At 37.5% G+C, this 25,671-nt stretch carries 21 protein-coding genes and 1 other RNA gene; 10 read left to right on the top strand and 12 right to left on the bottom strand.

From position 1 onward, the window contains the following. Positions 1 to 13: 13 nt before the first annotated feature. The 3 genes from BUA71_RS01705 to BUA71_RS01695 all read right to left on the bottom strand — a co-directional run bounded on the left by BUA71_RS01705 (position 14) and on the right by BUA71_RS01695 (position 3,558). Positions 14 to 1,114, bottom strand: coding sequence for a transporter substrate-binding domain-containing protein (locus BUA71_RS01705; protein ID WP_072876076.1), 1,101 nt, complete (start codon positions 1,112 to 1,114; stop codon positions 14 to 16). A gap of 395 nt (positions 1,115 to 1,509) precedes the next feature. Then, positions 1,510 to 2,583, bottom strand: coding sequence for a lipoate--protein ligase (locus tag BUA71_RS01700; RefSeq protein ID WP_245812534.1), 1,074 nt, complete (start codon positions 2,581 to 2,583; stop codon positions 1,510 to 1,512). Positions 2,584 to 2,724: 141 nt separating this feature from the next. Further along, on the bottom strand, positions 2,725 to 3,558 hold the full coding sequence (locus tag BUA71_RS01695; protein WP_072876074.1) for a mechanosensitive ion channel family protein: 834 nt from the start codon (positions 3,556 to 3,558) through the stop codon (positions 2,725 to 2,727). Between the two features lie 195 nt (positions 3,559 to 3,753). On the opposite strand from BUA71_RS01695, the gene BUA71_RS01690 reads away from it, so the two are divergent. The 3 genes from BUA71_RS01690 to BUA71_RS01680 all read left to right on the top strand — a co-directional run bounded on the left by BUA71_RS01690 (position 3,754) and on the right by BUA71_RS01680 (position 7,813). After that, on the top strand, positions 3,754 to 4,944 hold the full coding sequence (locus tag BUA71_RS01690) for a CynX/NimT family MFS transporter (RefSeq protein WP_072876072.1): 1,191 nt from the start codon (positions 3,754 to 3,756) through the stop codon (positions 4,942 to 4,944). A 252-nt stretch (positions 4,945 to 5,196) separates the two neighbouring features. Beyond that, positions 5,197 to 6,234, top strand: coding sequence for a patatin-like phospholipase family protein (locus BUA71_RS01685; RefSeq protein WP_072876070.1), 1,038 nt, complete (start codon positions 5,197 to 5,199; stop codon positions 6,232 to 6,234). A gap of 67 nt (positions 6,235 to 6,301) precedes the next feature. Continuing rightward, positions 6,302 to 7,813, top strand: coding sequence for an amidohydrolase family protein (locus tag BUA71_RS01680; protein ID WP_072876068.1), 1,512 nt, complete (start codon positions 6,302 to 6,304; stop codon positions 7,811 to 7,813). Between the two features lie 312 nt (positions 7,814 to 8,125). Here BUA71_RS01680 and BUA71_RS01675 read toward each other — a convergent pair whose 3' ends face one another. Both BUA71_RS01675 and recR read right to left on the bottom strand, forming a co-directional pair. Continuing rightward, positions 8,126 to 8,347, bottom strand: coding sequence for a hypothetical protein (locus BUA71_RS01675; protein WP_072876066.1), 222 nt, complete (start codon positions 8,345 to 8,347; stop codon positions 8,126 to 8,128). 264 nt (positions 8,348 to 8,611) lie between these two features. Then, positions 8,612 to 9,229, bottom strand: a complete 618-nt coding sequence (gene recR / locus BUA71_RS01670) for a recombination mediator RecR (protein ID WP_072876064.1) — start codon at positions 9,227 to 9,229, stop codon at positions 8,612 to 8,614. A gap of 91 nt (positions 9,230 to 9,320) precedes the next feature. On the opposite strand from recR, the gene BUA71_RS01665 reads away from it, so the two are divergent. After that, positions 9,321 to 10,766, top strand: a complete 1,446-nt coding sequence (locus BUA71_RS01665; RefSeq protein ID WP_072876063.1) for a sodium:solute symporter — start codon at positions 9,321 to 9,323, stop codon at positions 10,764 to 10,766. On the opposite strand, the gene BUA71_RS01660 is transcribed toward BUA71_RS01665, so the two are convergent. Continuing rightward, on the bottom strand, positions 10,737 to 11,099 hold the full coding sequence (locus BUA71_RS01660) for a CoA-binding protein (protein ID WP_072876061.1): 363 nt from the start codon (positions 11,097 to 11,099) through the stop codon (positions 10,737 to 10,739). The two genes, BUA71_RS01665 and BUA71_RS01660, sit on opposite strands and share 30 nt — an antisense overlap. Positions 11,100 to 11,568: 469 nt before the next feature. Here BUA71_RS01660 and BUA71_RS01655 point away from each other — a divergent pair, with 469 nt between their 5' ends. Beyond that, the gene (locus BUA71_RS01655; RefSeq protein ID WP_072876060.1) at positions 11,569 to 13,926 is read left to right on the top strand and encodes a TonB-dependent receptor; all 2,358 of its coding nucleotides are present in this window, start codon (positions 11,569 to 11,571) and stop codon (positions 13,924 to 13,926) included. Positions 13,927 to 14,122: 196 nt separating this feature from the next. Here BUA71_RS01655 and BUA71_RS01650 read toward each other — a convergent pair whose 3' ends face one another. Continuing rightward, positions 14,123 to 15,754, bottom strand: a complete 1,632-nt coding sequence (locus BUA71_RS01650) for an ABC-F family ATP-binding cassette domain-containing protein (protein WP_072876058.1) — start codon at positions 15,752 to 15,754, stop codon at positions 14,123 to 14,125. 180 nt (positions 15,755 to 15,934) lie between these two features. Here BUA71_RS01650 and BUA71_RS01645 point away from each other — a divergent pair, with 180 nt between their 5' ends. Further along, the gene (locus BUA71_RS01645; RefSeq protein ID WP_072876056.1) at positions 15,935 to 17,350 is read left to right on the top strand and encodes a TlpA family protein disulfide reductase; all 1,416 of its coding nucleotides are present in this window, start codon (positions 15,935 to 15,937) and stop codon (positions 17,348 to 17,350) included. Positions 17,351 to 17,662: 312 nt separating this feature from the next. Here the strand turns inward: BUA71_RS01645 and fsa are convergent, their stop codons facing one another. The 3 genes from fsa to ffs all read right to left on the bottom strand — a co-directional run bounded on the left by fsa (position 17,663) and on the right by ffs (position 19,320). Continuing rightward, complete coding sequence (fsa, locus tag BUA71_RS01640) at positions 17,663 to 18,319, bottom strand: fructose-6-phosphate aldolase (RefSeq protein ID WP_072876054.1); 657 nt, start codon at positions 18,317 to 18,319, stop codon at positions 17,663 to 17,665. Positions 18,320 to 18,354: 35 nt separating this feature from the next. Continuing rightward, positions 18,355 to 19,176 carry an SDR family oxidoreductase gene (locus BUA71_RS01635; protein ID WP_072876053.1) on the bottom strand — a complete coding sequence of 274 codons (822 nt, stop codon included), beginning with the start codon at positions 19,174 to 19,176 and terminating at the stop codon, positions 18,355 to 18,357. 45 nt (positions 19,177 to 19,221) lie between these two features. Then, positions 19,222 to 19,320: signal recognition particle sRNA small type (gene ffs / locus BUA71_RS01630), an RNA gene on the bottom strand. A gap of 87 nt (positions 19,321 to 19,407) precedes the next feature. On the opposite strand from ffs, the gene BUA71_RS01625 reads away from it, so the two are divergent. Continuing rightward, positions 19,408 to 20,478 carry a glutaminyl-peptide cyclotransferase gene (locus BUA71_RS01625; protein WP_072876051.1) on the top strand — a complete coding sequence of 357 codons (1,071 nt, stop codon included), beginning with the start codon at positions 19,408 to 19,410 and terminating at the stop codon, positions 20,476 to 20,478. Continuing rightward, positions 20,478 to 20,891 carry an acyl-CoA thioesterase gene (locus tag BUA71_RS01620; protein WP_072876049.1) on the top strand — a complete coding sequence of 138 codons (414 nt, stop codon included), beginning with the start codon at positions 20,478 to 20,480 and terminating at the stop codon, positions 20,889 to 20,891. The genes BUA71_RS01625 and BUA71_RS01620 overlap by 1 nt, the downstream gene beginning before the upstream one ends. 274 nt (positions 20,892 to 21,165) lie before the next feature. On the opposite strand, the gene glyA is transcribed toward BUA71_RS01620, so the two are convergent. Beyond that, a complete protein-coding gene (glyA, locus tag BUA71_RS01615) occupies positions 21,166 to 22,437 on the bottom strand; it encodes a serine hydroxymethyltransferase (protein ID WP_072876047.1) in 1,272 nt (423 codons plus the stop codon). Between the two features lie 110 nt (positions 22,438 to 22,547). On the opposite strand from glyA, the gene fahA reads away from it, so the two are divergent. Further along, positions 22,548 to 23,837, top strand: a complete 1,290-nt coding sequence (fahA, locus tag BUA71_RS01610) for a fumarylacetoacetase (RefSeq protein ID WP_072876045.1) — start codon at positions 22,548 to 22,550, stop codon at positions 23,835 to 23,837. Positions 23,838 to 23,913: 76 nt separating this feature from the next. Here fahA and BUA71_RS01605 read toward each other — a convergent pair whose 3' ends face one another. Further along, positions 23,914 to 24,102 (bottom strand): hypothetical protein, encoded by a 189-nt coding sequence (locus tag BUA71_RS01605; protein ID WP_072876043.1) that lies wholly within the window; start codon positions 24,100 to 24,102, stop codon positions 23,914 to 23,916. A 345-nt stretch (positions 24,103 to 24,447) separates the two neighbouring features. Here BUA71_RS01605 and BUA71_RS01600 point away from each other — a divergent pair, with 345 nt between their 5' ends. Next, on the top strand, positions 24,448 to 25,632 hold the full coding sequence (locus tag BUA71_RS01600) for a porin (RefSeq protein WP_245812533.1): 1,185 nt from the start codon (positions 24,448 to 24,450) through the stop codon (positions 25,630 to 25,632). Positions 25,633 to 25,671 lie beyond the last annotated feature (39 nt).

The following is a 25,671-nucleotide window of genomic DNA, read 5'->3' as shown; positions in this document are numbered from 1 at the left end:
AAGAAAAAAATGGTTATTCCTTCCCTAAATATTCAGCGACAATATCTTCTATTTCCCGCTCTTCAGCAAGTTTTAACAGTTCTAAATTTACCTGATACACAAATTCACTGTTTAACGGAAAAGCAAAGCCGTAACCCTGTTTATAATATTCTGCTTTGGCTACATATAGATCTTCCTCTTTATTATTTTGTTGAAAATATAGTAATTGCGGCCTATCATAAACCACGGCATCTACCTTTTTCTCGTCTAAAAGCTTTAGCGCCTCATCAAAAGTATCTACAACTATGGGTTTAGATTTATGCTCTTTAACAAAAGTTGTAGCGGGGGAACCGGCAACAGTAGCAGATTTTTTATTTGCAAGTTCTTCCACCTTGGTAATTGTTGAATCTCCCATGCCGGTTAGGGTAAGGGTACTGGCAATACCGGCAACCATAGAGGTCGCAAAGATAATTGTGATCACCATCCAGATACCGGCGACAATTCTTCCACGCAAGGTTACGGGAGCCATATCACCATAACCCGTTGTACTCATGGTTACAATGGCAAGCCACATTCCATTCCCTATTCCTCTTTTGGGATCTCGCGGAAATTGCTCTGGAGAAGCCTTGTGTTCTGCCAGCCATAAAAGCGTTCCCACAATAGCCAGAATAAATAAAAACACACCAACCGCAATTAAAAGTTTTAAGCTGAAAAGTGGCTTAATCCTACCCCATAATCCAAGACCATCGGCCCGAGAACCTATGGCAAGACTGGATTGATAATACGGTTGAGAAAACATTAATTTTTTAACTCTACTTGAAGTTATGCTTATAGGGCCAATTGCCAAATCTGAATCTCCTTTTTCTACAGCTTTTAATGCTTTATTAACTGTAGGATAGGATATATACCGGTACTGCCAATTATTTTTATAAGCCATTTCCTCCCAAATATCTATGGAAATACCCCTAAGCTCATCGGTATCTTCGTCCTCTACAATAAAAGGGTCATTACCAGCAACACTTATAACAAGAGTATCTTTAGAAGGATTAAAAGGTTTGGACTGTGCATTAGTATGCGATGCGAACGCACATAAAACTACAAATATTAAAAAACGGTAAAAAGTTGTTCTGATCATAAAATTGCTTATAATACTACAAATATATGCAGTATTGTTTTGTTTGGTATGAACTTTTTAAACTCAGCTGCTTTTTTAAGTTGTAATGAGTAAAATAGCTAATAATTTCATAACCGTAATATGCGATAGAAAATAGTCAATAACGAACTTGTATTTTCCGAAATTTAAAAAATCATAGATAAATCGCTGACATCCAAAATTCAACATTTTAAGCTAAAACTTTCAAGAGGAATAACATAGAGTTACCTCAACCTTAGCGATAATACAGAAATTACTGACCATATATACTTCTCATATAATTTCTTCTAAACGCAATCTCCACAAAAAGTTAAAGAGAATTCCGAGTTATGGAGCGTCAACTTTGCGTTTTTGAAAGTAATATTATTCAAATTGAGCTAGAACATAATCTTAATAAGATCATCTTCGGTCACCTTATTAAAATACTCATTTAGATTGAATTGCTGCAACACTTTTCTAATTTCTGCCTCTTCGTGTTTGGTGTTTTGCAGTGCTTTCTCAATAGGTTCGATATCTTTAATATGAAAAAAGTCACCGTGAATCTTTACATCGGTGATTAAGCCTTTAGAGACATTCATATGCATTTCTATGGTGCCACCTTCGGTACGCAACCCCTGCTCAAAATTATAATCGGGGGAATAGCCAAAATTCCAATCCCAGGTGCTGTATTTTTCGTCGCGTATTTCCTGAATTTTCTTTAAATCTTCTTCCGTAAATTCATACATCCTGGCGTCTTCAAACATATTGGTAATATGGTCCATAACCCTATCGGTAAATTCTTCCAGGGAGATTTTTTCCTCCAGGTGATCGCTTATATTGGTCACCCGGTTAGGCACAGATTTCATCGCCCTACCTTTATATTTTAAGGGATTTACCTTTAAAGCCCCGCTAATATCTTTCATGTCTGAAGAAAAAAGTAAGGTGCCGTGGTGCAGAATTTTATTTTTCACCAGGTGCTCGGCATTTCCGGAGAACTTTTTTCCTTTAATGGTGAGATCATTTCTGCCTTCAAATTTAGCATCTACGCCAAGACTTTGTAACACGTCGAGAATGGGTTTGGTATATCGCTGAAAGTCTATCATTTCAGAATTTTTTCCTGTTCTGGTAAAGGAGAAATTTAAATTCCCAAGATCGTGATAAACGGCGCCCCCACCCGAGAGCCTGCGAACTACTTTAATGCCTTTTTCTTTTACATAGTCCACATTAACTTCAGCTATAGTATTTTGATGTTTTCCAACAATAATAGCATTATCGTTTCGCCATAACATAAAACAATCTTCCTCAATATGCTTAAAGATAAACTCATCGGTAGCGATATTAAAATAAGGATCTGTAGAATGATGTTTTATGCACAGCATAGTTATTTGTTTTAAAGGGTTTCCTACAAATTTAAGAAAGCTTCCCGAAGCAAAAGAGTTCCTGGCATTTAAATTCTTTAAAAATACCGACAATCTTTTCTTCGGAAGTAAACTACCCCGGGACTAATCCACGAGCTTTATATAAGGATATCACGAAATTTCGTTATATCTCATTTATTCAATAAAAGGTTGATAGCATAATTCAGAAACATCAGGTGGGGTTCCAAAAATAAATTATTCAATCGTCTTTTTCTCCTCCTGGTAAATGGCTCGTCTAGGAATAGGTAATTTAATGCCCCTTGAGTCTATTTCCTTTTTTACGGCTTCCAATTGCTCCCAGTGAGCTGGCCAGTATTCTTTAGATTCTACCCAGCATCTTGCTTTTATCTTCATATCATATTCGCCAAGCTCATCCAGCCAGGCATCAACCGGCATCTCTTTAGCCAGTTTTGGATGTCTTTTTAAAGCTGTGATGATCATGTTGCGCAGCTCCTCCATGTCTTCCTCAAAAGAAAATTTAAGATCTAGATCTATTCTACGGAATTTTTCCATCGTACGGTTGTCAACATCGCTGTTGGAAACATTCCCATTGGGCATGGTAATTGCCCGCCCATCAAAAGTTTTAATTCGGGTGTACAGGATATCTATTTTCTGCACAAAGCCCAAATTATTATTCACATGTATTAAGTCGCCAACCCTAAAAGGCTTGAATACCAAAATAAGTACTCCACCAGCAAAATTGGATAGACTTCCTTGTAAAGCAAGACCAACGGCGATACCCACTGCGCCAAAAACAGCTATAAAAGAGGTAGTTTTAATTCCCAGTATAGAACCGATAATAAAAAATAAAAAACCGTAAAGTAAAAACACGCTTAAGCTCTCTACAAAGGTTTTTAAGGATAATTCTACTTTAGATTTTCGCAATGCGCCTTTTAGCATACGCATTAAAATTTTTATCGAAAAAACCCCAATAATCAAGATGATGATCGAATAGATAATTTCGGGACCTATATCCACCAGAAAATCTAAAAGTTTTGTTTTTAATTCGAGCCAGTAATTTCTATTCATCCGTATTTTTTGGAAGTTACATGTATTTCAGAATCACAAATATACAAATGACTAAGCAAACTAAAGAGCTGATATATTTTTCTGTTTTTCTTCTTCACAATAAAGACCTGAATCAACAAAGCTTTATGGCCATTTTACTTTAACTTATTCTATGTAAAAGATTTGGTTTTTAAAAGTACCTTTGCCCGTTTTCTTATGAATTCAAATAAACCATCTTCCTTTAAAAATCCCGGTGCAATTTGGCTCCTAACGGGTATTTTATTTATCGCTATAAATTTGCGGCCTGCCCTTTCCAGTATAGGTCCGCTAGTTGATGCTATAAAACATTCCTTACAGCTTTCAGAAACCTTACTGGGATTGTTAACTACTTTGCCTTTATTGGCCTTTGGCGTTATTTCTACAATTACCCCTTTGTTCACTAAGCGTTTTGGTATAGGTAAAACACTAATGGGAGCTTTAATTTTACTTAGTCTGGGTATTTTTATAAGATCTACGGCCGGTGTTTTTGGGCTTTACCTGGGGACTACATTATTAGGTATTGCCATCGCCTTTGGCAATGTACTCATCCCGGCACTTACCAAACAAAATTTTCCCGATAAAGCCGGTTTAATCACCAGTTTACATTCGGCTACTATGTCTGTGGGGGCTGCAGTAGCTGCAGGTTTAAGTGTACCTCTGGCCAATGACCTAAACTTAGGTTGGCGCGGTTCTTTAGCTACCTGGGGACTTTTATCCCTTTTGGCACTTTTTATTTGGATTCCTCAAATAAAACGAATAAAACGCTCTAAAGCCCGCCGAAGCTTTAAGGCTGCTTTAAAAAGTCTTAGCGGTTCGCGCTTAGTTTGGCAAATTGCTGTGTACATGGGCTTGCAATCCCTAACTTTTTATGTGATTTTAGCCTGGTTGCCGGCTATTTTGCTGGCGCGTGGTTACGACTCTGAATTTGCCGGCTGGATGCTTTCCCTCTCCCAGGCTACCGGAATTCTGGGCGCTCTTATCATTCCTGTTTGGGCCGGTTCAAGAAAAGATCAACGCCTGGTAATTTTAACTTTGGTATTTTTTGAAATTATTGGGTTGATAGGCTTAATGCTTCCCGATGTTGGGTTAACCGTGGTTTGGGTTTCTTTACTGGGCTTGGTATTAGGCGGTACTTTTGGGTTGGCACTCCTGCTTATTGTTTTGCGTGCCTCAGATACTGAAACCGCTGCCGAATTATCTGGAATGGTACAATCTATCGGCTACTTTATCGCTGCCACCGGACCATTTATGGTGGGCGTAATACAGGAAGCTACCCAAGTATGGAACTATTCTCTTGGTTTACTTATTATCATTGCTGCCTTTAAACTCATTGCCGGGCTCGGAGCCGGAAAACCACAAAAAGTTTAGATTATTAAATCAAACCTCACAGTCCCGAAAGCTATGAGGGATCAAAAACTTGTGAAAGCTCTTACTTAACTAATGATTTTTTCGTAACAAATTTAGTTTTGAATAAAACCTTTAAAGGATAACACTCCATGGAGATATTCATAAAATTATAATATTCGGTAAACAAGCTCTAGTTAATTCTAAACAAACCCAATAAAAAATAATCCGGAATTTATTCTTAAATTTATAAGGAATCTTATAAATATTTGGCGTATGTCTAAAATTAGGATCTTATCTTTAGATGGAGGGGGTATTCGTGGAATTATTCCGGCAACCATTCTTGCTTACGTGGAAGCCCAATTAAAAGAAAAAACCGAAAATCCTAAAGCCCGGCTTAGTGATTATTTCGATTTTATTACCGGCACCAGCACCGGCGGGCTCCTCTCTTTTATGTACCTATGCCCAGATGAAACAGGAAAGTCTAAATACAGCGCTATAGATGCATTAAAGGTATATTTAAATGAAGGCGACGAGATATTTGATGTTTCACTTTTAAAAAGAATAATTAGTCTCAATGGAATTTCCGATGAAAAGTACCCTGAAAAGCCGCTGGAAAAACAACTCTTAAAATATTTTGGAGATCAACAACTAAGCGAACTCCTAAAGCCCTGTTTAATCCCCAGTTACGATATTCGCAATCGAAAAGCCTTCTTCTTTACCAGCCTCGAAGCACAGGATAAAGTTTATGACTTCTATCTTAGGGATGCGGCCCGGGCGGCCACCGCAGCACCTACCTATTTTGAAGTTTCAAAGATATATTCAATTTACGGTGCGCCTCACGTACTTATAGACGGTGGTGTTTTTGCTAATAACCCCGCCTTATGTGCCTATGCCGAAGCCAGAAAGTTAGATTTTAAAACCTTATTGAATAATTCAGAAAAACCTATAAAACCCACTGCTAAAGATATGCTTATTGTGAGCATTGGTACCGGAAGCGACAAACAGCCCTATTTTTACAAGGATTTCAAAAATGCCGGGGTCTTTAAATGGATAAAACCTCTCATTGATATTATGATGAGCGGTAATGCCGAAACCGTAGATTATCAACTAAAACAGATTTATAAAACCCTTTCGGCCCAGGATCAAAAAGATTATCACCGGCTTCAGCCAAAATTGGTGTATGCCGATAGCGCTTTGGATAATGCGACCAAAGAAAATCTAATCGCCTTACACGAAGACGGATTACTTAGCGTTGCTGAAAATAAAACTGAATTAGATATCATAGTCGATAAACTGATTGCTAACGCTTAGTTCATAATTTAGAAAGCACAACCCAATAAACAGCATCCAACGTTGTCTATTTGTAAAAACCAACAAAATGAAACCACATTTCTTTGTTGACATTCATTGTCATTCGTCCATGAAGCCTTTCGCCCGGTCTTTTAGGAAAAATCCCGGTTTACAATCCAGGAATCCCAGGCATGCGCATTCTATGTGGTTTCACGATGCGCCTTCTTTTTTCGATAAAGTGAAGAATTATATAGCCAGTCTAACCAATTTTTCACAAAGTGATGCCACCAGTTTAAAACGTGGTCGGGTAGCTATAGTTTGCCTGTCCTTTTATCCGCAGGAACGAGATTTCTTTGATAATAAATTGGGCACAGGATTAGCTTCTGATTTGCTTGGAAAATTGGCAACAGAGTTTGGACAATCCAGGATAGATCATATCCAAAGCATTAAGAGCTATTGGGAAGATCTTAAACTGGAAATGCGGTTTGTAGAGCAGGAAAACGGTAATTCTATCAATATAGATGGAAAGCAAATGCAATACCTAATCACCAATTCTTATGCAGAAATTGAACTTTTGGAACGACAGGGAAAATTGGTTGATGATACCATTGTTTTTATACCCACAATTGAAGGTGCCCATGTTTTCGATCAGGTTTTAGATAGCGATGAACCCGCATACAAGTATCCCGATGGTATTTCTGAAAAAGCGCTAAAAAAAATGTTGCAGCGCATACGGGATTTACGTATGGAAAAAGATGGGCTTATAAGACCGGTTTTTATTACCCTGGCACATCATTTTTGGAATGGCTTGTGCGGACACGCTCAAAGTCTTGGCGGATTGGTAAAATGCGTAGTAGATCAGGAAAACGGAATAAACCTCGGTATAACCAAAGCCGGTGAAAAAGCCATTGCAGCGATGCTTGATCCTCTTCAAAATAAAGATGGGAGCGCCGTAAAACCAATTTACATAGACATTAAACATATGAGCCGAAAATCCAGGCTGGAATACTTTAAAATCCTGGAAAAATACTCTAATCAAACTATCCCCATATTAGTGAGCCACGGTTGCGTTACCGGGCTTCCCTCTCCCGGTGGGACGCAAAAAACCTGTATTTCGCAGGAAAATGTTTTTAATACCGATGATATTAATTTTTTTGACGATGAAATTATTAAAATTGGACTTTCAAATGGTCTCTTCGGAATTCAATTAGATGAACGCCGAATTGGCTCCAGGATGGTTTTAAGAAGTACCAAAGACATAAAAAGTAAACGGAATTTATTGTACTCTTGGTCTAAATTGGTTTGGAACCAAATAAGGCATATCGCTGAAGTTTTAGATGCTAATGGTCAATATGCCTGGGGCATACAATGCCTGGGTAGCGATTTTGACGGAATTATAGATCCTATAGATGGCTATTGGACGGCGGTGCAAATAGACAAATTAGATGATTACCTGCTTATGCACGTTTACAATTATATTAAAGAAATAAAAACTCCCTGTCCCCTGCAACAAGCGCGAAACAAACAGGTAACCGCAGAAGAAATTGTAGATCGTTTTATGACCGGTAATGCGTTGAATGTACTATCGAAAATGATGTGAGTTGAAACTTTACGGCCACAATTTTTCAATTATTTGTATTTTTTTCTTTGCGCACCTAGCGTGAAATTCTAAACTTTTAATTTTATAAGGCCTTCAATATTCATATAAAATTGATTCTTCCCATTGTTCGATATTTAAAAGGACTTTACTGTCGTTAGTCTGGAGCGGAGTAAGATCAAATGAAACTTCTTTTGTTATTAAAGCTTCACAGTCTTCATCTTCCACTAATTTAAATTTTAAATTTCGCTGTACTGTAGCAGTTTCCTCTATGGATCCCGAATCAATTAAATCTTCTTCAAAAGATTCACCATTTCAACCACCGCCAGCATATTTTATTTTTAAGCAATCTCCAACAATCTTAATTTCCTGAAATGAATAATTAGCTGTCTCGGTTTCATTAAATATATCACGGTCAATTAAAACACATTTGTCACAATTTAGATCACTACAAAGATTTATTGGTTTGCTTACAGCATCATCTCCTACACAACCAGACGCACTTACAATCATTATTAAAAATAAAAAATACTTCATCTCTTTAATTTTTAATGATTCCCACCTACTCTAGCAGTAGAAAACATTTTGCTGAAAATACCGCCAATCTTATCTGCACGAGCCATAAAGCGTTCGAAATTGGTTCAATTGATAGAAAAAGGGCACTTTTTAGGGGTCGGGGTAAAGACTTTATCCGAATTAAAATTGAATATTGATCCCTCTGGTAAAAGGCGGATAATTATATAATTTCACATGTATTTAATAGATGCAAGATTCTCCTGGCTATCGCCCCGCGATTAAAAATTAGCTTCTCATAGAACTTTCAAAAGGTACCCGGTTTGCAATACTTCTTCCTAAAGTTACCTCATCGGCATATTCCAGTTCATCGCCAACAGAGATTCCGCGGGCGATGGTAGAGGTCTTAATCCCTTTGCCTTCCAACTGCCGGTAAATATAAAAGTTGGTAGTATCTCCTTCTAAAGTACTACTTAGCGCAAAAATAATCTCCTCAATTTTTCCCGCTTCTACTTTATCTAGTAAAGGTTTAATGCTTAACTGGGATGGACCAATCCCATCCATAGGGCTTATTTTCCCACCAAGAACGTGATAATGGCCGCGGTATTGATCGGTATTTTCAATTGCCATAACATCCCTAATGTCTTCTACCACGCAAACTATTTCAGATTTCCGGGCAGGATTGGCGCAAATAGCGCAGAGTTCAGTATCACTAATATTATAACAATTCTTGCAGCGTTTTATATCGGTTCTTAATTTGGTAAGGGCATTGGCCAGCTGTTTGGTTTGCGATTCTGGTTGCTTCAGCATATGCAATACCAATCTTAAAGCCGTTCGTTTTCCAATACCGGGCAGTTGAGCCATCTCATCTACGGCCTGTTCCAATAATTTTGAAGAAAAATCCATGTTGCGAATTTAGGATTTTTAGCGCTCATTCGCAGGAAGATGGTTAAAGTTTAAGGCAAATTTGTAAATTCGCTTCCTACAAAACCAGCCTATGCAGCCGTACCAGATTTTAATTTTAATTGCCGCTTACTTCGGACTTTTATTTTTAGTCTCTTTTTTTTCAAGTAAAGCCGGTAGTAATGCCGAGTTTTTTAGGGCAAACAGGCAATCCCCCTGGTATATTGTGGCTTTTGGAATGATTGGTGCCTCCCTTAGCGGGGTAACTTTTATTTCACTTCCGGGTACAGTGACTACAGATAGTTTTAGTTATTTCCAGGTGGTGCTGGGTTATACCATAGGCTATGCGATAATTGGCCTGGTTTTATTACCACTATATTATCGGCTTAACCTAACCTCTATTTATTCTTATTTAGAAACCCGCTTCGGGAAGTTTTCCTATAAAACCGGAGCCTCATTTTTCCTGCTTTCCCGGCTTATAGGTTCTAGTTTCCGGCTCTTCCTCGTTGCCAATGTATTACAACTTATCCTTTTTGATGAATTGGGAGTGCCTTATTACGTGACTGTTTCCGTCACCATATTTCTTATTTGGCTTTATACTTTTAGAAGCGGGATTAAAACCGTGGTGTGGACAGATACATTGCAAACCTTTTTTATGCTTCTATCTCTTGGCGTCACCCTGGTTGTTATTTCTGATGAATTAGGGATTTCTGCCGGTGGCATGTTCAATCATTTGTCGGAAAGCGGGCTCACAAAAATATTCTTTTTTGAAGACTGGAAAAGCGGGGATCATTTTATAAAACAGTTTGTAAGTGGTGCTTTTATCGCCATAGTCATGACCGGGTTAGATCAGGATATGATGCAGAAAAACCTTACCTGTCGCAATCTTAAAGAAGCACAAAAGAATATGTTTTCTTTTACGATGGTGCTAACTGTGGTGAATATGATGTTTTTAATCCTTGGCGTTTTCCTTACCCAATATGCCGATTTAAATGGTCTGAACGCCATAAAAGATGAACTCTTCCCCGCAATAGCCACCGGGGGCGAACTGGGCATTGGAGTGGCCATTTTATTTATTCTTGGGCTAATTGCCGCAGCTTATTCCAGTGCAGATGGTACCTTAACCGCACTTACAACTTCCTTTAGTATTGATATTTTAAATATTGAAAAACACTATGACCAGTCCAGGCAAATGAAAATTAGAAAGCAAATTCATATTGTAATTTCCATCTTATTTATAGCGGTGATGATGATCTTTAAATATGCTATTGCCGATAAAAGCGTGATCAATAAACTCTTTGAATTTGCCGGTTATACCTACGGACCACTTTTAGGCCTCTATACCCTGGGGCTATTTACCAAAATTCAATTAAAAGATAAATTAGTTCCCATTGTTGCTATTCTTGCTCCTATACTATCTTACGCGATAAGCACCAATAGCTTAGCCTGGTTTGGCTTTGAATTTGGTTTCTTTATTTTAATTCTGAATGGTTTCCTAACTATTTTAGGTTTAATATTGATTCGTGCCAAGCATCACTAACGTACAGGCTACTTCCACCTCAATATTATTTTCTCGTAGGATTTTATAAAATTCGGAGTTTTCGGTGCCGGGATTAAAAATGACCCGCTGCGGACTTAAAGAAACGATATAATCATAATATTCTTCCTGTCTTGGCGGCCCCAGGTAAAGTGTGACGGTATCAATACCTTGAAAAGGAACCTTTTCAGTTTCAATTTTCACTCCTTCTACTTCTCCTTTTCGAAGACCTAAAGCTACCGTTGGTTGATTATAACTTATCAAACGTTTAATCGCGATGTTCGAATACCGGGAAGCATTTAAAGATGCCCCAAGTACCAATGTTTTTTTATCCATAGCATAAAATTACAACATCAACACGACGCAACAAAGCTTCAGAAATTAATCTTTTTATTAATTTTCTAAATTTTCGCTAACAGTAATATTAATTATTATAGTTTTCTATTTTCTAAAAAATCCTTGATATGAGAGACTTTACGAGCTTTTTTGAAACTGTGAGGTCTGACTGAGGCTGCCTTTAATTTTATCAATAAAAACAGCACTACAAAAAATTATTTTCTTTTTCCTGTAACAAATTACTTTTCCACTCGTCTTTATAGTAGAAGAAAGTTCAAAATTTTGACATTCTGGTTTTATGTATTATGCATAACAAAGTATATTGTTATACAAACTAAAGGGATCATTCATCAATCAACCGGATAGTTTTTCATCATCAAAAACGACAAATTATCCAAAACATGAATTTAAGTATTATGCTATACAAGGATTTATTTTAAACACACTAATCATCAAAATCAATCAAAAAATGAAACAGTTATTTTTAATTTTTACCGCAGTTCTAATGAGCAACATAACTTTAGCCACTGAACCCTTCGGCCGCATTTCGGGAAGGGTGATAGATGCCGAATTGAAAGAGCCAATTCCTTATGCCACCATAAGTATAACCAATACAGATGGCGAAATGGTTCAGGGAGAAACTACTGCAGAAGATGGTTCCTTTAGTCTTAATAAAATTAGGCAGGGAACTTATGCTTTTAAAGTTCAGTTTATGGGATACAAATCGTTCTCTAAAGAAATTGAGATCACCCGTCAAAGCAGCAATTATAATTTTGGCAATATAAGTTTAGAACCCGAAGTCGCGATGTTAGATGGCGTTACCGTGGTTGCCGAACGCACTACCATAGAGCAACGTATAGACCGCAAAGTAATAAATGTAGGAAAAGACCTCACCACTACCGGGGCGAGCGCTTCAGAAATAATGAACAATGTACCCTCGGTAAATGTAGATCAAGATGGAAATATTGCACTACGCGGAAATGCAAATGTGCGCATTCTAATTGATGGGAAGCCTACGAATATGGATCCGGCGCAATTGCTTAAACAAATCCCTTCTACCTCGATAAAAACCATAGAACTTATCACAAATCCATCGGCAAAATACAATCCGGAAGGCAATAGCGGCATCATTAATATTGTGCTGCATAAGAATACCAACGACGGATTTAACGGTAATTTTAATGCCGGGGTTACGGTTGGTAAACATACCCGTACCAATGCTTCCTTAGATTTAAACTACCGAAAGGGAAAATTTAATTTCTACGGAAATTTTGGCGGTCAGTTTGGCGAAAAAGCTAATTTAGGACGTATTAATTTTACCGAAGCTAATTACAAACAGGCCTTTGATGTTTTAAATTCCAGGGAATCCTATCTCTACAAGATTGGCGTTGATTTCTATTTAGACGAGCAGAACACTTTTTCATTTTATACCAATCAAAACCTATACAACGGTGGCCCGGAAGGAGCCATACGCATTATTTACCCCGCAAATCCAGAACTGGATTTAGCGCAAAACTTAGATTCTGAATACGATAACACCAACAGCACTTATAATTTTGCCTTTGACCATAAATTTAATGAAGACGGACATAAAATTCTTTTTGAAGCCGATTATAATGATTATGAGCAGGACGAAAATTCAGTCTTTAATTTTGAAGGAAATACCGCCGGTTATGAAGACTATCGCGATCACGTCAAGGAAAAACGAGAAAATATAATTGCCAATATCGATTATGAAAACCCGTTAACCGAAAATTCTAAGCTTGAAATTGGTGCGGAAGCAAGACTTCTTGACACCGATAATACATATACTACAAATAGCGATTTTTATAGCAATTCTACCTATCAATACAAGCGGGATATTTATTCCTTTTATACAACCTATGGTCAGAATTTTGAAAAATGGTCTTATCAGGTGGGCGCCAGGTTAGAAAACTTTAAAGTTGACGCCATTTACAACAATAAAAATGTATTTACCGATGAGTATTTTAATATTTATCCCAGCGGATTTTTAAATTATACCCCGGGCGAAACCAATTCATATCAATTAAGCTATAGCCGCAGGGTAGATCGCCCTAACTTTGGCCAGGTAAATCCTATTAGGGAAATAAGCTCTCCCCGTTTAACCGTTACCGGAAACCCCGAATTAGAACCGCAATTCACTAATTCTTTTGAATTTAATTATACCCGAAGTTTTAAGAAAAAAGGCAGTCTTACCACCGGGATATTCTATAGAAATATCAACGATGAGATAAGTCAGGTTTTTGTGGAAGATCCCAATGAAGCAGGTTCACTCTTATTGCAGTATGAAAATTTTGAAAACAATAACTCTTATGGGCTGGAACTTAGCACCAATTATAAATTCACCAAATGGTGGAGCACCAACACCAGTTTTGAACTCTACAGTCAGGATTTAAAAGGAGTGGTAGGCGAAGATTACCTGGAAACCGACAACACTGCCTGGACTTTTAGAACAAACCACAGTTTTAAAACCACCGATAAGTTAACTTTTCAAGTCTTCGGGTTTTACAGAAGTGCATCAAAACAACTTCAAGTAGATATGGATCCCATGTATTTTGTAAACCTTGGAGCGCGTTATTCGCTTTTAAATGATAAAGCGACGATAAGCCTTAATTTTAATGATGTATTCGACACCCAGGAATTTAGCTTTACTAATGGACGGCCTTTACCTCAAGAAGGCAGGTTTAAAGGAGAAAGCCAAAATGTGTACTTAGGATTTTCCTATCGTTTTGGTGGCGGAAAAAGCCGAAGCCTTAAACGTAAAAAAAGAGATGATAACCAAGCCAATGGAGGCGGCGTGTTTTAAGAATTTAGTTTGATTAGCCAAAGAAAAATAAAACCTCGTGGAATTGTCCCGAGGTTTTATTTGAAACATAATTTTTGATAAAAACTAAATCTGTATGTCCGGTTAGTTGAATTCGCTAAAATCACCAGACCTATAGGTTTTTGAAACCTGTAAGGTCTAAATATCAAAAACTTACACTTTGTCGAGGTTTAGAAAACTAAGCTTCTACGCTATACATTTTATCGCGTTGTTCCTTTATTTTTTTATCGTTCATATACTCATCGAAAGTAGCGTAACGGTCTATGGCGCCACCGGGTGTTAATTCTATAACCCGTGTTGCTACGGTTTGCGCAAATTCGTGATCGTGAGTGGTGAATAGCATAGTACCCTTAAAATTCTTTAAGGAATTATTAAAAGCTGTAATCGACTCCAGATCCAGGTGGTTGGTAGGTTCATCCAGCATCACTACATTGGCCCTCATCATCATCATTCTACTTAACATACACCGCACTTTTTCCCCTCCCGAAAGCACTCTACAGGTTTTTAAAGCTTCTTCACCGCTAAATAACATTTTCCCAAGGAATCCACGTATATAAACTTCTTCCCGCTCTTCTTCTGTCTTTGCCCATTGACGCAGCCAATCTACTAGAGTAAGGTCATTTTCAAAAAACTCTGAGTTATCTAAAGGCAGGTAAGATTGCGAAGTAGTAACTCCCCAGGAATACTTACCAGAAACGGCTTCTTGTTTTCCGTTTATAATCTCATAGAAAGCGGTGGTTGCACGGGAGTCCCTTGAGTAAACCACAACTTTATCGCCTTTGGCAAGGTTAATATTTACATTTTTAAACAAGGTTTCTCCTTCTATGGAAGCTTCCAGTTTCTCCACATTTAAAATTTGATCCCCTGCTTCCCGTTCGCGTTCAAAAATTATCGCGGGATACCTTCGGCTGGAAGGTTTTATGTCTTCAATATTTAATTTATCGATCATTTTTTTACGGGAAGTCGCCTGCTTAGATTTAGCTACGTTGGCGCTAAACCGCTGTATAAACTCCTGAAGTTCTTTCTTCTTCTCTTCAGATTTTTTATTCTGTTGTGCCCGCTGTCTGGCTGCCAATTGGGAAGATTCATACCAGAAAGTATAATTCCCGCTAAAATGATTTATTTTTCCGAAGTCTATATCAGAAATATGGGTGCAAACCGCATCAAGGAAGTGACGGTCGTGCGATACTACGATTACCGTATTATCATAATTGGCCAGAAAGTGTTCCAACCAGGAGATGGTTTCATAATCCAAATCGTTGGTAGGCTCATCCATAATCAACACATCAGGATTACCAAAAAGCGCCTGCGCCAATAACACCCTTACTTTTTGTGTCCCGTCAAGATCTTTCATTAAAGTATAGTGATAGTTTTCCTTGATTCCTAAATTAGACAACAAAGAAGCGGCATCGCTCTCGGCGTTCCAGCCGTTCATCTCTTCAAACTCCACTTGCAGCACACCTACCCGCTCGCCATCGGCATCACTAAAATCCTCTTTCGCATAAATCTCGTCCATTTCCTTTTTTATGGCAGCAAGCGGCTCATTCCCCAAAATTACTGTTTCCAGTACCGGTTGATCATCATACAGGTTATGATTTTGTTCTAAAACCGACATTCTTTTTCCCGGCTCAAGACTAACGTGGCCCGAAGTAGGTTCAGATTTTCCAGAAAGGATATTTAGAAAAGTAGATTTCCCGGCCCCATTGGCTCCGATAATCCCGTAGCAATTACCCTGGGTAAAAGTTGTGTTCACTTCATCAAACAAAACACGTTTCCCAAATTGCACTGAAAGATTTGATACTGAAAGCATAAATTAACGATTTAGTAATTTTTTGCAAAAGTAGCCAAAGTTCAGGACTAATTGAAAGATTAACGTTTTTATTACACTTTTAACTACCGGTTAACATTCACGGGACGGGGCTGCACCTATATTTGTTGCAACGGCTCTTATTTGAGCTACTCACGAAGATACTAAGTCCCTTAAACCTGTATGAAATTTAGAATTTTATTTCTTATTGGAGCTATGCTTCTTTGGAGCTGCGAAGGCTCGAAAGAAGAACAGGCAACTATTTTTGTAGGCGGACAAATTATGAATCCCTACAATGATTTATTTATTCTATCTAAAGACAGGAAAGTTATAGATACCCTGCGACTGGATAACAATAATCAATTTGGAAAACAATTTAAAGATTTAAAACCGGGAATTTATACTTTTAAGCATCCGCCAGAAACTCAAATTATGTATTTGGAACCCGGCGATAGCATCTTAGTTTGGCTAAATACCATGCAATTTGATGAGTCCCTAAATTTTAGCGGGAAAGGAGCAGCCAAAAGTAGTTTTTTATTGGATATGTTTTTAAAAAACGAGAAGACCAATAACCTAATGCTTTCTTACTATAAAATAAAACCAGATGAATTTGCCAGGATTACAGATTCTATAAAACAAGAACGACGAGACAAGCTGGAGACTATGGAAAAGTCTAAACAATTCTCCAGTACTTTTAAGAATTTAGCTTCAGCCAGTATAGACTACGATTATTACCATTTAAGGGAACGCTACACTTTTTTAGTAAAAAAATATTACAATGAGCTTGCCCAGCAGATTCCGAAGGATTTTCTAGATTATCGGGAGAATTTAGATTTCAATAATATGAAATTAAAGGAGTATTATGGCTACCTTAATTTTATAGAAGACTTTTTAAGAACGCGGTCTATTGAACATTGTCTTGAAAACCCTCAGCCAGATTCAGATTGCTTTGAATTGAATTCTTTTAAGAATATAAGTTTTCGCATGAACCTAGCCGATTCGCTTATAGAAAAAAAAGAGTTAAAAAGTATATTTATAAATAGACTGGCTATACAGGGCATAATTTTTTCTGATAATACTCCAAAAATTGACAGCATATTAACCGAACTTGACGAAATAGAATATGAATATGCTCATTTGCCAGAAATTAAACAGATGGCAAAAATTCAGAAGAATTTATTACCCGGGAACAACATTGGTGATTTAAAATTAATGGATTACGCTGGGAAAGAAGTAAGTCTAAGTAAAATCTCCAACAAACCTACAATCACCTATCACTGGTCGCTACAAGCTCCCGAACATTTTAAATGGCAGCATAAATTAATCGCCTCACTTCGGGAGAAATATCCAGAAATTAATTTTGTGGGTATTAATATAGACAGCAAATCTAATGAGGTTTGGAAGGAAATTATAGATATGTATGGCTACAAAAAAGATTGGGAATTCAAACTGGACGCACCCGAGATTAATCCAGATTTGTTACGGAACTATTTGAACAAATTAGTGTTTTTAAGTGCAAAAGGAGAAATAATAAACGGGAAAGCACAATTAAATACTCCAAATTTTGAACGCCAAATTTTAGAATTCTTAAACGAATAGTTGTAAAATCACTAGTGCCAGGTTAAAGAAAAAAATCACAAAGCTGCAAAAAGAAAGAGAAAAAACTCAACAGTAAAAAAATAGTAGAAAAAAGATATAAAAACGCTTTTAAATTTTAGTCTGAGAGTATGGTATATTTATTTCGTTATGGTTTAATAAGATATTAGTATCTGTAAATATAAAAAAGGTTTTCTAAAAAATTAGAAAACCCTTTTTATTATCCTATTTCAAAATAGATACAGAATTCAATCTTTTCAGTTTACTCTATTTTCTATTTTCTTTTGTTTTATGAGGAAACTAATTTCTAACAAATTATTTATTCCCTTTCTTATAATCGGCAAGGAATTTTTCAAGACCAATATCGGTAAGCGGGTGCTTTAGCAAACCTTCTATAGAAGAAAGTGGTCCGGTCATCACATCGGCACCAATTTTTGCACATTCTAAAACGTGCATGGTATGGCGAACAGATGCCGCCAAAATCTCGGTCTCAAAACCATAGTTATCGTAAATAAGCCTTATTTCTGCAATAAGATTTAGGCCATCGGTAGAAATATCATCTAAACGACCAATAAAAGGAGACACGTACGTTGCGCCTGCTTTCGCCGCCAATAAAGCCTGCCCTGCCGAAAAAACCAGGGTACAATTTGTTTTAATTCCCTTATCGCTAAAGTATTTTATAGCTTTCACACCTTCTTTAATCATAGGTACTTTAACGATAATTTGATCGTGCAGTTTTGCTAGTTCCTCCCCTTCTTTAATTATTCCGTCAAGATCTGTAGCGATCACCTCAGCACTAACATCTCCATCTACGATTTCACAAATATCGGTATAACGTTTGTGGATATTTTCTTTTCCGGTTATACCTTCTTTAGCCATTAAAGAAGGATTGGTGGTCACTCCATCTAAAACGCCAAGTTCCTGCGCCTCTCTAATTTGGTCTAAGTTGGCTGTATCGATAAAAAATTTCATAAGTTCTAGTTATTGGTTAATATGCAACCGCAAATTTATAATTTATAATGCTTTAGCAACATCTTTTCGTAAAGTTTATCGGGCAAAACACGTTTTAAGCCTACCGAAAATTTTTGCAAGGCTTCTCCTACTTTATAATGTCCACGCGGATTCTTTTTCTTTATCACCCTATGCACCGCTTTTGCCATTAATAACGGATCTTTCCCCGCATCTACATCTTCATCCATCAGTTTAAGGGTATTTTGATATGGTTCTTTGTAGGGCGAATCATCTAAGGCCGGCGCGTGATAACGACCTGCAGCGATATTGGTTGCAAAATCCCCCGGCGCAATATTAGTCATTTTAATATTGAAGTCTTTTAACTCCATTCTAAACGCTTCGGTTGTAAGCTCTAAAGCACCTTTTGAAGCTGAATAAATGCCGCGGTAAGGCAGTCCCATATAGCCCGCGATAGAGGTAATATTAATAATGAGTCCGCTATTTTGTTTCCGCATTTGGGGCAAAACAGCTTTTATCACTTTAATAGGCCCAAAGTAATTGGTATCAAAAGCTTTGGCAATCTCCTCATCGGGAGTTTCTTCAATTGGTCCTGTAATGCCCATCCCCGCGTTGTTTATAAGCACATCAATTGCACCTTCTTTGGCAATAATTTGTTTTACGGCCTGGATAATGGTTTCTTTTTTGGTAACGTCTAAAGCTACCATGGAAAATGGCGGGTTCGTTATTTTTGCAGGATTCCTGCTGGTACCGTAAACTTTAAAGTTTTGTTTGCTAAGATATTCGCCGATAGACCTTCCAATTCCCGAAGAAGCCCCGGTAATAAGCACTACTTTTTTTACAGAAGTATTTGTTTTCATAGGTTGCGAAGCTGGGATAAAAAATTGGAAGCATCCAGAAACAAAAAATGGCAAGCTCCCCACATCACACCGCTACGACCGCTTACCCTTGCTGCGTTCCCGCCCTGGGGGATTCAGCAGGAGCTGGTTGTGTGGGACTTGCCGCTGCAAATATACAATCTTTCCTACTTTACGCAAGTATTTTTTAAAGGGAATTGAGTATTTTTGTCTTGTATTTAATTTAGATAAACAATGCACAAATTTAAGTTCCTGACCCTGTTAATCTTAGGTATTTTATTTTTTTCCTGCGGAAGTAATTCAGAAAAAAAATCTTCTTATTTTAAGCTGAAAACTTTAGAAAACAAGTCGGGATTTCAACTTGGAGACACGATTGAAGCTTCTGTAGATAATTCAAAAGACCGGGAGATCGATTCCATTCGGCTTTACTTTCAGGAGAATTATTTAAAAACTTTAAAATCAGAAACCGGTTTTTCTTTTTCAGTAGCAAAAAATGCCAGATTAGGAAGACAAAAACTGGAAGCTATAATTTACGCCGAAGGAAAAGTTGACACCATAAACGAACATCTTAAAATCTATAATGACACGGCACCAAAGGCTTATAGTTACAAAGTGATTAATGAATATCCGCATAGCAATTTAGCTTACACCCAGGGCTTAGAATTTCACAACGATACCCTGTATGAAAGCACCGGGCATTATGGCAGCTCCTCTCTTAGAAAGTTAGATTTAGAGTCTGGAGAGGTTTTAGAGAAAATAAATCTGGACGATTCCTATTTTGGAGAAGGACTTACCATTCTTAATAATAAGCTCTACCAACTTACCTGGCGAGAGAAAACAGGCTTAATTTATGATTTAGATACATTTAAACAAATTGGCACTTTTAGTTATAACCAAAGCGAAGAAGGTTGGGGCTTGTGTAATGATGGAGAAAAACTTTATAAAAGTGACGGCACCGAAAAAATTTGGATTCTCGATGCAGAAACCCAGGCCGAAAAAGAGTATTTCCAGGTAGTGACCAACACAAAGATTTATTCAAAATTCAATGAATTGGAATGGGTAGAAGGTAAGATTTATGCCAACACCTATCAATTTCCCAGTGTCTCCATTATAAATCCTAAAAATGGAGCAATAGAAGCGGTAATTGATTTTAGAGGGTTACAGGACCGTTTAACCAATATAGACGACCTGGATCCTCAAAATGATGTTTTAAACGGCATTGCCTATAATCCTAATACTAAAAAGCTCTATGTTACCGGGAAAAACTGGGACAAACTCTTTGAAGTAGAAATTATAAAAAAATAATGGAAACCACCGAAGCTACTCCAGAGATATTTGAGCTAAAATTTCCCGTTGAAAAGCGGCATTTAGATAAACAAAATCACGTAAACAACGTGCAATATGTGCAGTGGGTTCAGGATGTGGCGCAGGCGCACTGGGAAACACGAGCTACCCCGGCACAACAGGAAAAGCTATTTTGGATCGTAGTAAAACACGAAATAAGCTATAAACAACAAGCATTTTTGGGCGAAGAGATTCTTTTACAAACTTATGTAGGCAAAACCACGCACGTTAAATCTACCCGCCACGTGATTATTAAAAACGCTGAAACTAAAAAAGTGCTTGTCGAAGCGAAAACCGTATGGGCGCTTATGGACGAAGAAAAACAAAAACCCACCAAAATTTCAGAAGAACTTAAAAAGGTATTTAAACAGTAAGGAAAAAAGTAGAAAGTTGGCAGTCTCAGTATGCAGACTCTAAAAAATCTAATAATTGGAGAATCCGTTTCTATTATACTTCCGGTTTAAGAAAGCCGTTAAAATTGTAATGAATTGTCATTCCAACGTAGGAGGAATCTTTTTTTATAATACAAATTCTTCACTCGGGAGGTTGCACATCTTGAGCCTTAAAACAAAACAGCCCCCAATTTTCAGCTCATTAAAACTAAAAACGGGGAACTGTTAACTCAAAATTTTAACTTTAAACCGAAAATTATTGAAAAAGCGGCTTGTCTTTCATCATCGCTTTTACATCTTCTTTAACTGCTTCCAGTTCACTGTCATTATCAATATTATTAATAACGCGCTCAATAAGAGCTACAATTTTAGGCATATCTTCTTCTACCAACCCACGAGTGGTTACCGCCGCGGTTCCAATTCTAATCCCAGAAGTTACAAAAGGAGACTTATCATCAAAAGGCACCATGTTTTTATTTACGGTAATTCCTGCTTTGGTTAAGGCTTCTTCGGCTTCTTTTCCGTTTACATTCTTATTCCGTAGATCAATAAGCATCATATGATTATCGGTGCCACCAGAGATCACATTATAATCTTTTTCTACAAAAACATTGGCCAATCTAGCAGCATTTTTTTTCACCTGAACACTATAATGTAAAAAATCTTCACTTAATGCTTCGCCAAAGGCTACGGCTTTTGCCGCAATAATATGCTCTAAGGGACCGCCCTGGTTACCCGGGAAAATTCCGCTATTTAATAGGGCAGACATTTTCTTTAATTTTCCATTTTTTAATTTTTGGCCAAAGGGGTTTTCAAAATCTTTACCCATCATGATAATTCCACCACGGGGACCTCGCAAGGTTTTGTGCGTTGTAGAAGTTACAATATGACAATGCGGGATTGGGTCACTAATTAAACCTTTAGCAATAAGACCGGCGGGATGCGCAATATCGGCAAGCAGTATTGCCCCTACACTATCGGCAATCTCACGAAATCTTTTATAATCTATTTCCCGTGAATAGGCTGAGGCTCCTGCAATAATCATTTTAGGCTGCTCCTTTTCAGCAATCTCGGCGACTGCATCATAATCTATAAGTCCCGTTTCCTTTTTTACACCATAAAACACGGGATTGTATAATTTTCCAGAGAAATTCACCGGGGAACCATGGGTTAAGTGTCCACCGTGGGAAAGATCGAAGCCAAGAAATTTGTCACCGGGATTTAGGCAAGTATGAAAAACTGCGGTATTGGCCTGTGAACCAGAGTGCGGTTGCACGTTGGCGTATTCGGCATCAAAAAGTTCTTTTAACCGGTCTATGGCCAGTTGCTCAACTTTATCCACTACTTCACAACCACCGTAGTAACGTTTCCCGGGATAACCCTCGGCATATTTATTGGTTAGCACAGAGCCTGCTGCTTCCAACACCTGGTCACTAACAAAATTTTCACTCGCAATCAACTCAAGACCATTAAGTTGACGCTCTTTTTCTTCTTCTATGAAGTTAAAAATATCTGTGTCTCGTTGCATCTTAAAATTTTACGTTAAATATTCCTCAAAAATAACAAATACATTCGGTAAATTACAGGAAAATAATATATTTGAATTGATTAGAATGTTTATAAAAACCAAAGAATTATATGTCTATAACTGCTAATAATCCCAATAGAAAAACCTGGTTGGAAACTTCGGAAAATACCGATTTCCCAATTCAGAATATTCCATTTGGGGTATTCCTCACCCGGGACGACGTGATTACCATAGGATCCCGCATTGGGGATTTTGCCATAGACCTTGGAGCTTTACACCAATTGGGCTACTTTGAAGGTATCCCACTTACCGATGATATATTTTTACAGGACACTCTAAATGATTTTATTTCTGACGGAAAAAAAACCTGGCGCCTGGTACGTAACCGAATCGCCGATATTTTTGACGCTGAAAATGATAAATTAAGAGACCACCAGGAACATAGAAAACGCGTGCTTTTCACATTAGACGAAATTGAAATGCAAATGCCGGTTCAGGTGGGCGATTACACAGATTTCTATTCGAGTAAAGAACACGCTACAAATGTAGGCAGCATGTTTCGCGATCCAGATAATGCTCTTTTACCAAACTGGTTGCATATTCCCGTTGGCTATCATGGCAGGAGTTCTTCAATAATTCCCAGCGGTATCCCGGTACACCGCCCGCAAGGACAAACCAAACCCAAAGATGCCGATAAACCGGTATTTGGTCCTTCTAAACGGGTAGATTTTGAAATGGAGATGGCCTTTATCACTACAGACGCCAATCCCCTGGGAGAACCAATCCCTATTGAGGAAGCTGAAGAATATATTTTTGGGATGGTGATGTTTAATGACTGGAGCGCCCGCGATATTCAAACCTGGGAATACGTGCCTTTAGGCCCATTCCTGGCTAAGAATTTTGCATCTTCCATTTCTCCCTGGATCGTAACTTTAGACGCTTTAGAACCGTTTAGAACTAACGGCCCAGAACCGGAACAGGAAGTTTTTCCTTATTTAAAAAGTACCGGTAAAAAGAGTTTTGACATCAATCTTGAGGTTAGTTTGCAGCCCGAAAATTCTGATGAAAGCCAGTTATCAAAAACGAATTTCAAATATATGTACTGGAACATGAGTCAGCAGTTGGCGCATCATACTATTAATGGTTGTCCAGTAAATTCAGGAGATATGATGGCATCGGGTACTATTTCTGGCTCTACACCAGATAGCTATGGTTCTATGCTGGAGCTATCCTGGAAAGGGGAAAAACCTGTGAAATTGAAAGACGGTAGTGAACGTAAGTTCATTGAAGACAATGATACGGTTATTATGCGTGGTTACTGTGAAAGCGAAGGCCGTAGAATAGGTTTTGGCGAAGTAAGCACCAAACTGCTACCCGTTTTCGAACCTAAGAAAAAGTAACCTATTTTGATAAAAAAAGACCTCACAGTTTTTAAGATGTGAGGTCTTTTTTTTTGTCACATTTGAATCAGGATTTCTAGCTCCTACTTTTTAACTTTTTATCATCCTGGATTTTGTTCCTGAACTTTTTATTACTGTCTTTCAAACCATCTTTCTGTTTTGTCTTTGAGTTTTGAAGAGACTCCTGTTCTTCCCGGTCTCTATCTTCCTGGTGTAAAGACTTCCAGTTTTCCTCCAACTTTCTGATATCTTCTTTCTTAGCCATTTTTACAGATTCTGAAATTAATAGTTTAAGATACAATGCTTAAAGTATTAAAGCCTGAAAGTAAAGGTTTTTTAACAGTAGTTTATCTTGAATAGAATACTCGGGTAAGCCTAATACAAACATTATAGAGAGATTATTTTATTCCGAAGCAACTTACGAAGTATTTAGATCTTGAATACCAGATAAAACTATATTTTGTTTTATCCGTAAACAGTGAGTTTCACCAAATCTTCAACCATTCGATAATCCCTAACGGATTTTAGTATGTTTACAAATAAGCTACAAAGCCTATGATTTTTCAGCAATTAAAGATAAAATTTAACTATATTTCTTTAATTTTCATCAATGAAAATAAGTTTCCAAACTTCCATATTTATGCAAAACATCATTTTTATAAGCCTGTTTTTATTACTTCCATTTTTTGGGTTTTCTCAGGTAAATGACAGCTTAAACCAACCAATTATTCCCAAAGAAAAAATCGAACTTTTAAAAAATATAAATATCACCTTCGATATGCGTATGGGACTACAAGCTTATACTTTTAGGGGTGGCGATCATTATTACAATGGGATTCAGTTTAAAAATGAACATACTGCCCTTGGCATCTCCGGGAAATTGCACGAAAGGGTAAATTTTCACTTCAAAAATCGCTTTAATAAAGGGAGCAATGTGCAAACCTTAGATCAATTGGGTAGTAATATCGAACTGGCGTATATAACTGTTAAGGCGAGTGAGAAGCTTCAGCTACTACTGGGTAAGATGAATGCATTTTATGGCGGCTATGAATATAAATTCAGCGCGATGGATGTGCTGGAATACAACGATATTTACAGCAATGCCCTGGCTTATGTTACCGGTGCCGGCATTACTTACCAGGCGTTGGAGCAACACAATTTTGGGTTTCAAATTTTAAACTCCCGAACCATGCATTATGACGATCTATATGGTGATGCTGCGGCAGAAGATATTCAGGAGCCAGATTGGCCTGTGGCCTTTGTTGGAAATTGGGAAGGAAATTTCTTTAATGGTAAATTCCAAACTTCTTACAGTGCCAGCTATTCCAACCAGGTAAAAAGCCGGGGCACCTATTTTTTTACATTAGGTCATAAATACGAAAACAGAAAACTAAGCTTGATGTACGATTTTGATTATAGCTACGAGCAGGTAGATACTAAAGGAGTTATGACCGGTATTATAGGTAATGATAAAGTAGCTGAAGAAGTGCGTTATATTGAAAATTGGCTAAGGGCCGAGTATCGTTTTAGCCTTAAAATTAAAGGCTTATTAACACTTATGACTAGTAGTGCCTATGGAAATTTGGAAAAGAATAACGATCACGCGCGCACGAGTTACGGCATAATTCCTACCTTTTATTACAGTCCGTTCAAAGATATTGATATCCGTTTTTATTTAGCATATATTGGGAGATATTACGATTATTCCTCTTACGCTTTAGACAATCTGGAGGTATCAAATTATAATAAAAATGAATTCAGAATTGGTTTTATCGCTCCGCTTTGGTTGTTATAAAATCAACCTAATTTACAGAATTTATCTTCTAAGCTTCAA

The sequence above is a fragment of the Salegentibacter echinorum genome, assembly GCF_900129445.1.
In the GTDB taxonomy this organism is placed as follows: domain Bacteria; phylum Bacteroidota; class Bacteroidia; order Flavobacteriales; family Flavobacteriaceae; genus Salegentibacter; species Salegentibacter echinorum.
Note: the sequence above shows the minus strand (reverse complement) of the source record. Positions and strands in the feature narration are given on the sequence as shown.